The sequence below is a fragment of the Psychrobacter sp. genome, from assembly GCF_018260395.1.
GTDB lineage: Bacteria > Pseudomonadota > Gammaproteobacteria > Pseudomonadales > Moraxellaceae > Psychrobacter.
Window position 1 is genome coordinate 1 of record NZ_JAGLBC010000079.1, and the last position, 11,440, is coordinate 11,440.

12 protein-coding genes are annotated in these 11,440 nt (G+C 36.8%); 2 read left to right on the top strand and 10 right to left on the bottom strand.

Annotated features, from left to right (window positions below):
* Positions 1 to 219: 219 nt before the first annotated feature.
* Positions 220 to 714 carry a pyridoxamine 5'-phosphate oxidase family protein gene (locus QZ265_RS07145; RefSeq protein ID WP_296404797.1) on the top strand — a complete coding sequence of 165 codons (495 nt, stop codon included), beginning with the start codon at positions 220 to 222 and terminating at the stop codon, positions 712 to 714.
* 166 nt (positions 715 to 880) lie between these two features.
* On the opposite strand, the gene pgsA is transcribed toward QZ265_RS07145, so the two are convergent.
* The 10 genes from pgsA to rlmE all read right to left on the bottom strand — a co-directional run bounded on the left by pgsA (position 881) and on the right by rlmE (position 10,538).
* Positions 881 to 1,543, bottom strand: a complete 663-nt coding sequence (gene pgsA, locus QZ265_RS07150) for a CDP-diacylglycerol--glycerol-3-phosphate 3-phosphatidyltransferase (protein ID WP_296404800.1) — start codon at positions 1,541 to 1,543, stop codon at positions 881 to 883.
* Between the two features lie 122 nt (positions 1,544 to 1,665).
* A complete protein-coding gene (locus QZ265_RS07155; protein WP_296404802.1) occupies positions 1,666 to 2,550 on the bottom strand; it encodes a class I SAM-dependent methyltransferase in 885 nt (294 codons plus the stop codon).
* A 91-nt stretch (positions 2,551 to 2,641) separates the two neighbouring features.
* On the bottom strand, positions 2,642 to 3,493 hold the full coding sequence (locus QZ265_RS07160; RefSeq protein WP_296404804.1) for an undecaprenyl-diphosphate phosphatase: 852 nt from the start codon (positions 3,491 to 3,493) through the stop codon (positions 2,642 to 2,644).
* 65 nt (positions 3,494 to 3,558) lie between these two features.
* A complete protein-coding gene (gene tsaB / locus QZ265_RS07165; RefSeq protein WP_296404805.1) occupies positions 3,559 to 4,236 on the bottom strand; it encodes a tRNA (adenosine(37)-N6)-threonylcarbamoyltransferase complex dimerization subunit type 1 TsaB in 678 nt (225 codons plus the stop codon).
* A gap of 257 nt (positions 4,237 to 4,493) precedes the next feature.
* Complete coding sequence (locus tag QZ265_RS07170; protein ID WP_296404807.1) at positions 4,494 to 5,198, bottom strand: YidB family protein; 705 nt, start codon at positions 5,196 to 5,198, stop codon at positions 4,494 to 4,496.
* 289 nt (positions 5,199 to 5,487) lie between these two features.
* The gene (locus tag QZ265_RS07175; protein WP_296404809.1) at positions 5,488 to 5,916 is read right to left on the bottom strand and encodes a hypothetical protein; all 429 of its coding nucleotides are present in this window, start codon (positions 5,914 to 5,916) and stop codon (positions 5,488 to 5,490) included.
* 58 nt (positions 5,917 to 5,974) lie between these two features.
* On the bottom strand, positions 5,975 to 6,244 hold the full coding sequence (locus QZ265_RS07180) for a succinate dehydrogenase assembly factor 2 (RefSeq protein ID WP_296404810.1): 270 nt from the start codon (positions 6,242 to 6,244) through the stop codon (positions 5,975 to 5,977).
* A 110-nt stretch (positions 6,245 to 6,354) separates the two neighbouring features.
* Positions 6,355 to 7,251 carry a dihydropteroate synthase gene (gene folP, locus QZ265_RS07185; protein WP_296404814.1) on the bottom strand — a complete coding sequence of 299 codons (897 nt, stop codon included), beginning with the start codon at positions 7,249 to 7,251 and terminating at the stop codon, positions 6,355 to 6,357.
* A gap of 298 nt (positions 7,252 to 7,549) precedes the next feature.
* Positions 7,550 to 9,448 carry an ATP-dependent zinc metalloprotease FtsH gene (ftsH, locus tag QZ265_RS07190; RefSeq protein ID WP_296404820.1) on the bottom strand — a complete coding sequence of 633 codons (1,899 nt, stop codon included), beginning with the start codon at positions 9,446 to 9,448 and terminating at the stop codon, positions 7,550 to 7,552.
* Between the two features lie 457 nt (positions 9,449 to 9,905).
* The gene (rlmE, locus tag QZ265_RS07195) at positions 9,906 to 10,538 is read right to left on the bottom strand and encodes a 23S rRNA (uridine(2552)-2'-O)-methyltransferase RlmE (RefSeq protein ID WP_296404816.1); all 633 of its coding nucleotides are present in this window, start codon (positions 10,536 to 10,538) and stop codon (positions 9,906 to 9,908) included.
* A 344-nt stretch (positions 10,539 to 10,882) separates the two neighbouring features.
* On the opposite strand from rlmE, the gene QZ265_RS07200 reads away from it, so the two are divergent.
* Positions 10,883 to 11,218: a YhbY family RNA-binding protein gene (locus QZ265_RS07200; RefSeq protein ID WP_296404818.1), complete on the top strand. Its 336-nt coding sequence runs from the start codon at positions 10,883 to 10,885 to the stop codon at positions 11,216 to 11,218.
* Positions 11,219 to 11,440: the final 222 nt, after the last annotated feature.

Sequence of the window (11,440 nt, forward strand, 5' to 3'; positions counted from 1 at the left end):
AGGTCTTTTTTTCACCTGTCATTTGATATTGCACTTCATGTGTTAATCTAAGTTAATTAAAGATAAATGAAAATTTTAAATAAAACCTTAAAATCATTACAAAGGCTAACATTGGTTTACTATGAAACTGTATAAGGTTTTTCATTATGCTATTAGAATTCTAAATTCTAGAAGTTTATAAGCATTTGTCTAATAAAATAATACCTAAGGATCATAATTATGAGTAATGCAGAAAAAATCGCAAAAGTTTTGGCTATTATTGAACAGGTTAAATATGCTATGTTTAGCACAGTAAACGCTAAAGGCGATGTACATGCTTGGCCTATGACTACTACTAAAGCAGATCTTGATAATAAAGCTATTTGGTTTATAGGTGATAAGGGTTCTGATATCGTGGCAGACATTAAAACCAATAAAAAGGTAGGACTATCTTATGCCACACAAGATGAAAAAAATTATTTATCGATATCAGCCGATGCAGAATTGGTTGACGATAAGGATAAATTAGATGAGCTTTGGTCACCTATTTATGATTCTTTCTTTGAACATGGCAAAGAAGACGAAGCTGTACAGCTCATCAAAGTAATCCCGCACGGTGCTGAATACTGGACCAGTGGTAGTTCACTTATTAATGCTTTCAAAATGGTAAGTGCTATGATTCAAGATGGTAAAACCGCAGAAGACATAGGTGAGAATGATATTGTAGAGTTTTAATTTACCTACTTTCATATTAAAAGTTTTATATTGAAAATTAGATATTTGAAAGATGATATATAGTTTAATGCTTATACAAATCAATAAGCTATAAAATCTAAAAAAACGCCTTCATTTTATGAGGCGTTTTTTTTATAAGTTATTTTCAGTTGTTATTCATATTTTACTAATTTTGCTTTAAAAAAGGCCAAGCGGCGCGCATATAAATCATCATTGACCATAAGGTAAGTATTACTGCACCTACCATTAGTATATAGCCAATAATTTCTAAAGACTCAAAATTCAATAAAAGAACCGTAATGGCAATCATTTGAAATGTGGTCTTTAGCTTACCAACATAAGAAACAGCAACACTGGTACGAGCCCCTAATTCTGCCATCCACTCGCGTAGAGCTGAAACAGCAATCTCACGTGAAATAATAACAATAGCAGCAATCGACATAATAATATTCGGATGCCACTGTACCAAGACTATTAGAGCCGCAGCTACCATTAGTTTGTCTGCCACGGGATCCAAAAATCGACCAAAGGCAGAAACTATATTCATCTTACGTGCCAAATAACCATCTAACCAATCTGTTATAGCAGCTAGAACGAACAACAAGGTTAAAAGCAGATGTCTTAACATACTATCGCTAAATGCAGCAATGTTCATACCAATATTAGCAATAGCATTATCCGTGATCATTGGTACCCCAATACCTAATGCTGGGGGCCAGTAAGCAATTGCCACAAATAACGGAATCATTGCAATACGAGCAATGGTTAAATTGTTTGGCAAATTGAAGATGCTGGTTTCTTTATCTGGCGGTAAAAAGGATTGAGTCATGGTAGAGTCAGAATAACTTATAAGGTATGTTTAATTTAGTTCAGCTTATCATTTATACCTAATTTTAGTAAGCCCTTTTCAGTGAAGTAAGTTGGGCATAAATCTACTTTATCTAGGCTGCTTTAACTTCTTAACGCTTTATTAAAATAGCCATCAAAGCGCACTACATCATTATGCCAACTTTCATCAGGCTCACAATTAGCAAATAGTGGTGCTGAAGCTGGACGTTTTACCACTACTCGGCCCCCTTCAACAACGTTACTCATTGATAATTCAAGCAGATTTTTTTCTTCCTTATTATCTGGTGGTATAGCTATATGGTGCAAAGCTTGCATATGCTTTCCTACTTTAGCGCCTTTACCAGTCGCTGTACTTTGATAGCTGTTTTCAGGAAACATTGGGTCTAAGTAAATCACGTTAAAGGCAGACGTTAAAGCTGTTTGACTAGCTTCATAATGGGTTGCCATATATTCAGCAGAATCACCACAAACTATCTGTAATCTTGCCATCAATTTTTGCCAGTTGGGAAGTTGATACATTTGATACTGCTCGTACATTAATAGCAAAGCCATTAAAGGATTTCGCTCTAACATGGTGACTTTTGCTCCCGTACTTGCAAGAATTAAACTATCATGACCAAAACCTGCTGTGGCGTCTAATACTAGGCTTTGGTCTGTCAACTTGCAAGCTTGCAACAACAACTCTGTCTTTCTACCTGCACTGACCACACGGCGCTGCAAGCTTGTCCAATCTACAGCCACGCTCATGTGATTCATTAATAGGGACAGCTGAAGCTTATCATCAATAATTAAAACAGGATTGGTATAGTGTTCGCTAAGTTGTTTACGTACCTTTTGAGTTAGTTTTTGATCAAGAGCAATAACTTGCAATCTAAGAGATAAACCTGATCTATCGATTAACTGTTCTAATGCTTGAATAACCGGAGCTGCAGCAGTAGATGCTGAATAAATTAAAGCAATATTAGCGCTGTAGTCAGGCTGGTTCATCTTGGTTTCATCATCTTATATTGAAGTATTCCATCATCGCTAAGTCTAATACTTTTGGTAGGTCTATTTAGTAGAGTTATCCTTGGCAAGCTTAACCCTGAATCGTGTAATTAAACATCCAAGATACGACTAACACTAAAATACCTGTAATAATACGAAGCCATGCAAAAATTGTAAAATCACGATGACTAACATAATCTATTAACCAGCGTATAAATATTAAAGCGACAATAAATGACACTAATGTCCCGACACCCAATACTATCCAATCTTCAGACGAAGTTAACGCATTGCTATATTTAATCATATCCAGCAAAGCTGCCCCTATCAGTACTGGAATACCCAAAAAGAAAGAAAATTCCGTAGCAGCTTTACGAGAAACCCCAAGCCAAAGCGCACTAATAATACTAGCACCTGAACGCGAAGTACCGGGAATAAGCGCGATACACTGACATAAGCCAATAATTAAAGCCTGTTTAAAACTGATATCTTCAGCTTCTTCTGCTTTAACCGCTATGGATTTACGCTCTACAAAAAGAATGAGCAGGCCCCCTATAATTAGCATCATGGCAACAGTATAAGGATTAAATAAATAATGCTTAACGGTATCTGCTAGAGTAAAACCAATAATCATTACAGGAATTGTGGCAACAATAAGGCTTAGACCTAGTTGACGAGGATTTCTTAACGCATTTGGACCTTCTGATTTGCCTGTTATTAACCCCATAAGGGCTTGCCATAATCGTCCCCAATATTCATAAATAACTGCGACAATCGCCCCTAATTGAATGACAACAATAAACAAATCGGCTTTTTCTTTGGTCCAAAAGCCCATTATATCGGCTGACAGTATCAAATAACCGGTACTTGAAATGGGTAAAAATTCAGTTATACCCTCAACAATACCCATGATAATGGCTTTAAAAATTAATAGTAGATCCAAGATATGTGCTCGCTATGAATGGTTAAATTATTAAAACGAGGTTTGCTTAACATAAAAAGTCTAATTTAAGCTTTTCCCTGTTCTTTTAGGGTTTTCCACGCATCATTACGTAGATATACCGGTAAAGCTAATTCAGCAGGTACACCGCCTAACTGATAATATTGAGCAATGCCAAGCTTAGCTAAAGTTACCGCATTTGGCTGGACTTCATCATATATAACTTGGCCTTTGTGAGGCGTCAATAACGTAGCGCCATTGCCAGCTATTGGAAAATTGTTATCAGTGCTTTGATCATAATCTAGCAATTGCTCAGGATTGCTTGCTACCAAACTCATTATTTGAGACTCTGGCAAAAGCTGATACTCAGCAAAATAAACTTGCTTCATTCGGGCATCAAAAGCAGAATATACCCGCTCGGTACCCTTTTCTTCAAAAGCGGCTTGAGCTATTGCCGCTAAACTTGACACCCCTACACAAGATAAGTCATGTGCCACTGAGAGTGCTTGAACCACTGCAGTATTTATTCTAATACCACTAAAAGGACCAGGACCTCTATTAAAAATCAAAGCGGTCATGTGAGCAAGCTTAACCTCTGCTTGTTTTAAAGCATTATCAATCATGGGTAGTATTAGTTGGGTCTGCTCCCGCTTCCCAGGTTGAGTAATACAGCTTATGATCTGTTGATTATCATCGACTACAGCTACTGAACACTGATCAAAAACGGTATCTACTGCCAAAAACATGAGCGCCTCTTTGAAGCTTAATAAGAATTAATATAACAAGTGCCAGATTTAACGCATTATCATACCACTAGCCCTCTATTTGATAAATCAGTAGTTCACTCATTTCGCTCAATCTGCGTTAAATTTCACATAATAGTCACAATAAAAAACCAGACTGGTTAATTAACGAGTCTGGCTTTAATATTTAATTGTCTATTATCTACGCTTATTAATTATCAGTAATCAAATAAATCATTCAACAATATATTAAACACACTTTATCTTGGTAAAGATGCAGAAATCTGACTTAAAATATCTTTAATTTCACTATTTGCCTCTTCTTCTTTATCAAGGCCGCCATTAGGTGTCAGCTGATTGACAACTTCGGGTAGCAGTTCTGCTAATCCTTGACGTACTTCAGTTTCATCTGCACCTACTTGTTGCGAGACTTGCTGAATTTCTTGGTCATCAAACAGTTTATTGATTTGATTAGGGTCAAGATTTTGATTTTCATCTTGGGCACTCATCCATGACTTAGCTTGATTACCAAAACCCATTTCCTGAACTTTTGATAAAGCACCAGACAATCCGCCATGGCGTTGTATCCAGTTAAGCACCATAGGCATAAGTGCCGCAATAAGCATTGCCTTACCAGCACCGCCTCTTTGTGAGCCCATGCCCCCACCTAACACACTACCAAGGATACTACCTAAACCGCCAACACCACCACCGCCCATACGATTATTCATTTGACCGCCAAGAGCGCCGCCAATAATATCATCTAGTCCAAAACCATTTGATTGGTTATTGTATGGTTGACGATTATTTTGCTGATGACCACCACCTAATACACTGCCTAAAATATCACCAAGACCGCCAGTGGCACGAGGCTGAATACGTTGGTTAATAGGGTTACGCTGACTGTCTTCAGGGTCCATTGCTTGACGTGCCACTTGAGCAACTAAATTTCCTAATAAGCTCATAACATCTCCTTAAAATTTAAAATTGATACAATCAAGGCTTGTGAATCAGCCCTATAAAGCTACCCTAGTCAGCAAATGAATGTAAGTTAGACAAAGTAAGCCAATTATAGACATGAATCAACCCAAACCTTAGCTGAGTGTCAAATTCAACTGATTAATTTATTGGATAAATTGAATTGATTTATTGAATTGATTAGGTAGAAGCTTAACACTTAATTCGGTATCGTTTAACAAATTATTTTTATATAATTTGTTATTTAAAATTGATTTGATCTAGATAGTTTATTTATTACCAACGTGTTAGAACCTTTAGCTCACGCCACGTATCTAAGGTAACCTGATCTTTCCAAATTAAAATATTTTCCCGCTTTTGTAATGGCTGTACTGTATCGAAAATCAGCTGTATGCAATGAGGAAAGCTTTGACTTGAGATTAAATGCGCTTGCCATAATACAGTTTGAGATTTCTGATTATAGAGTAATTGCCAATATGCATCGCTCTCATCAAGATTACAACCTGTCAAATGCACCAACTGAGGCTTGGTTTTTAGTTCAGTTATCTTAATGAGTAACACCGCAAATATGGCTATTGCAAAAATCCAATATAATGATAACTGAGTGGCGCTAGCAACCAACAATATTATAAATAAAAAACCATAACGGTAAAGACGTTGCCAGCTTCGATTTGGAACAATATCAACTACTAGTTGATTACTCATAGTTTAACTCTATAAGTCATACCAGTTAATACGTACAAAACTATTTTTAATTTAACTATTAAGATAAGTCACCATGTTGTAATGTTTTTAATTTTAAAACCAGTTCAGCAACCTTTGGATCATCAGGTGTGTCTTGATTCATAAAATAATTGAGTAAGTCAGGATCTTCATAAGTTAGTAACTTGGCGAATGTCGCTTGTTCCTCTTGCTCAGCAGTTAGATAATGTTGTTTAACATAAGGATCAATATAAAAATCCAATTCTTTTAACCCACGTCGGGCTTGATAAATGACTCGACGCTGCTCATTGGTAGGCTCTGATTGTGTCATATAAAAGGTACTCTTAATTAAAATAAAAACTGAATATTGATAAATACTGATATAGCTAAATAAATCAGCAGTAAAAGCCCACTTATTAAGCATCGACATCAAAATGAAAGCTACTGGCTAAGTTGCTGCCATAATGCAAGACCTTGCATGGTTAACCCTACATTATGGGTTCGAACTATACTGACACCTTGTAAATATGCCAATAAGGCAGCAGCCATTCCCACACCGTCTCTATCGGTAGCAATATTATTATCAAAGGCTTGCAACTGGGTTTTATTAAGCACTTCGCCCAAAAAACGCTTGCGAGAAATTCCAAACAAGATAGGCAGTTGTAACTGATGTAATTGGTTAAGCTGGTTTAATAAGGTTTTGTGATGTTGATAATCCTTAGCAAAACCAAATCCAGGATCAATAATGATTTTATTGCGTTTTACTCCTGCTCTCAAAGCAGTATCAATACGCTGTTTTAACTCTGAGATAACTTCTTGAGTCACATCTTCATACACTGCTTGAGCTGCCATAGTAGTCGGACTACCTCGCATATGCATCAATACCACGGGAATATCTAAATCAGCTGCCATCTCTGGCGCACCGACTCTTGTCAAGGCTCTTACGTCATTCCAAATGTCTGCACCAGCTTTAACTGCTTGATTTATAACTTGTGGCGAACTGGTATCTATAGACAACCACAATTCATCCCCAAACCTTTGACGAATCGCTTCAACTACAGGCACTACCCGACGTATTTCTTCTTGATCATCAACTGGGGTAGCATTAGGACGGGTTGACTCGCCTCCAATATCAATAATGCTTGCCCCTTCTCGTATCATCTGCTCACAATGGTCTAAAACTTTTTCCGTGGTAGTGAATTTACCTCCATCCGAAAAAGAGTCAGGCGTCACATTTAAGATACCCATGATATGAGGTTGCGATAAGTCTAATTGTTTAACTTGTTCTTTTAAAGTTTTAGTTTCAATAACTGAACTAGGATAAGGATGTAATTGCATAGTTATATTTCTATTTGCTATCTTATTTATAAGAATTATTTTTAAAACGAATTCGGGCTATATAATTTTCTATTTTAACAGATATATACCCTAATGATGTTTTGATAATTATTGGATAATTATTGGATAATTATTGGATAGTTTTTTAAATTTAACGTAGAAATCATAAAAAAAGCACCTTCAATTGAAGGTGCTTCTTGATGTTCAAGCTAAACTTTATTAGCTAAAATGAATACTACTAAACTAAATTAAATCAATCATTCCTAACAACGCCTAAGTACCTATAAAAAACTATTTACTACATTGCTGGTAAAGGCGGCGGCGTTGGGCCAGAGGTAGAATCTGATACTCCAGATTGAACTGTCTTAGGCGTAACATCTTTTTCTTGATAATCACGCGGTTCACGTGGCTCATTACCTGCCAAAATGTCTTGCAACTGATCTCTATCAATAGTTTCCCACTTCATTAAAGCATCGACCATAGCATGCATTTTGTCTTTATTAGCTTCAATGATTTCACGTGCAATATCGTACTGCTCTTCTAAAATACGACGAATTTCTTCATCAACTTTCTGCTGCGTCGCTTCAGAGATAGAACGCGTCATACCACCAAAGTATCCTTGAGAAGAGTCATCCTCTTCATACACCATAATACCTAAAGCGTCTGACATACCATATTTTGTCACCATTGCACGAGCCATTTTAGTAGCACGCTCAAAGTCGTTAGAAGCACCTGTGGTTTTTTGATCTTCAAATATTTCTTCGGCTATACGACCACCAAATAATATAGAGATATCATTCAGCATCTTTGACTTATCTAAGCTAGTTTTATCAAATTCTGGCAGTTGCCAAGTAACCCCTAATGCCCAACCTCGCGGCATAATAGTTACTTTATGCACAGGATCGGTACCTGGTAACATCTCAGCTACCAAAGCATGACCCGCTTCATGATAAGCAGTCGCACGTCTTTCTTCTTCACGAAGTACCATAGACTTACGTTCAGGACCCATAAACAGCTTATCTTTTGCATCTTCAAAATCATTCATATCGACGCTAGTTTTGTTACGACGAGCCGCAAACAAGGCCGCTTCGTTAACTAAGTTTGCAATTTGCGCGCCACTAAAGCCTGGCGTACCACGGGCTAAAGCATTGACATCCACACCCACTGTTGCAGGTAACTTGCGTAAATGAACTTTTAAGATCTCTTCACGACCTTTAATGTCTGGTAAGCCTACGTGTACTTGACGGTCAAAACGACCTGGACGCAATAGAGCTTTATCTAGAACATCAGCACGGTTAGTAGCAGCAATGACGATAATTCCATCATTTCCCTCAAAACCGTCCATTTCAACCAATAGTTGGTTTAAGGTTTGTTCACGTTCATCATTACCGCCGCCCATACCCGTACCACGGCTACGACCTACAGCATCAATTTCGTCAATGAATATAATACATGGTGCATTCTTTTTGGCCTGTTCAAACATATCACGCACACGAGATGCACCAACACCAACAAACATTTCTACGAAATCAGAACCTGATATTGAAAAGAATGGAACCTTAGCTTCGCCTGCAATAGCTTTAGCTAGTAATGTTTTACCAGTGCCCGGTGGGCCCACCATTAAGATACCACGTGGGATAGTTGCACCCAGTTTGGTAAACTTATCAGGGTCTTTTAAGAAATCTACAACTTCTACAACCTCTTGTTTGGCTTCTTCGGCACCAGCGACGTCATTAAAATTTATTTTAATCTGATCCTCACCTAACATTTTAGCTTTAGACTTACCAAAGCTCATCGGCCCGCCAGCTTTACCGCCAGCACCACCTTGCATGTTACGCATAAAGAATAAGAAAATACCTATAATAAGCAAAACAGGAAAGCTTGCAATTAATAACTGCATAATTACGCTTTGGCGTTCAGGGGCAGCACCTTGCACCTCAACTTTGTGCTTACGTAATGTAGGCATCAATTGGTTATCGACCACGGCAGGTACAACGGTCTCGAATTCCGAGCCATTAACTTTTTCGCCGGTGATTTGTTCACCATCGATTTTGACACTTTTTATTTGGTCTTCAGTGACTTGAGTTACAAACTCAGAGTAATTGAGCGTATCAGGCTCATTACTGCTATCGAAGTTGCTAAATACCAGCACTAATACGCCGATAACAACTAGCCACAATAAGGTATTTTTTACCATGTCGCTCACAAGCTATACCATCCCTTACTTATTGATGTATTCAAAATTCTGTCTAAACTAAGATTATAGCATGAGACAAAAAAACAATTATGGCCCTTCACCGTCTTAATACATGCATTAATATTTTGTCATTATTAAAACGGTATAACGTAACCATTGTTCTATTATTACCTTTATTAGGTCGCTCCACTAAATTATCAAGCATAAGACCGATAATAATGAAGAATTCTAAGGATATTTTGTGTAGTAATCGTCGAATTTACGATATATACCTAAATACAGCGAACAAATCCTGTGATAGTCATGAATATAGGACTAATATCTACCTAACTTTGATAAATTGCATTTAAATTTATAGTATAAAATAACAATGAAGATGCTAAATAAAGGTTTTATATTTATTGACAGTTAGATTCTCATAACAATAAATCTTTTAAAAGGAATAATTCAACATCAGTTATTTTGTAGCAATCCAAAACACTTCTTTAGAGCGAGGACGAGAAGCCGCAGGTTTAATACTACGTATTTTTGAGAACTGAGATTGCATTTGCTGACGTAACTCCTGAGTACCTTCCCCTTGGAATACTTTCATCACTAGCGACCCTCCATTAGGCAATACTTTTAGTGCAAAATCTACCGCCAATTCACATAGGTATATCATACGAGGTTGATCTACTGCTGTGTGCCCCGATGTATTCGGCGCCATATCCGATAACACTACATCTACTTGACTATCGCCTACCTCACTCATCAGGCTATTGAATACTTCTTCTTCTCTAAAATCACCTTGAATAAATGTAACGTTTTCTAAAGCATCCATCGGTAAGATATCTGAAGCAATTAATATGCCACTTTCTCCAACCAATCTTCCTGCCACTTGAGACCAACTCCCAGGCGCACTGCCCAAGTCCACAACAGTCATTCCTTTTTTAATTAGATTGGTCTTTTCATTAATTTCAAGCAGTTTATAAGCGGCGCGTGCACGATAGCCATCTTTTTGAGCAAGTTGTACATAATGGTCATCAAGATGCTCTTTCATCCAAGCTTTACTACTCTTAGACAATGTCTTATTTGTAATACGGGTTGCCAAAATATCCTCACTGTATATTTAGAAAAACCAAAATATTGAATAAAGCAATTTTAACATGATTTATATTATTAATCTTATAGGTGGCAAGACGTTATTGCACATCTTAAATAGCAAGTTTAAACCTTTTGTACATTACAAACTCATCATGCAAACCTTGACAATATTCTTTATAATGCCCCACTGAAAGTGAACAAATTTAAGAGAAGTGTTGTGATCTATAGAAACTGATGGACTAAATAACTTAAATTTAAAGCTTTTGCTTCGATGCAGTGATTTCTTCACTCTATCCAAATTTTCTTTTCAAGGCTGGATAAGTTAGGCCTAATAATTAATACTGAGACATTATGAATACTGCATATAATAAACACCTTGCATTAGACAACACTGAACTGCGTCGTCTAAAAGGTATAGGTCATGAATTAAAGCCAGTTGTGACCATCGGCAACAAGGGTTTAACTGATTCAGTGGTTGAAGAGTTAGAACGTGCTTTAAACGATCATGAACTTATTAAGATTAAAACCCCACCAGGCACTAAAGAAGAGCGTGAAGCTTTTAGTGATGACTTAGCTGCCAAAATTGGCGCTCAGCTTATTCATAGCATTGGTCGTATGGCACTGTTGCTTCGTCGTAATCCTAATGCAAATCCTAAGCTATCTAACTTAAGCCGTTATAGCGACTAGTAATAAAATTTATGTTTTGAATAATTGATTATTAGTGATAAATTTCATTACTAACAAATAAAGATGAGGGTCGCAAATATAGCGACCTTTATTTTGGGTATCTACTTATAATTTATTATCTGCTTTTACTAAAATTAATTCTTTAACCAAGTCACAAACAAAAAAAATCTCATTTATCTAAAATAATTAGATATAAATGAGATTTTTTTATATTTATAGCCT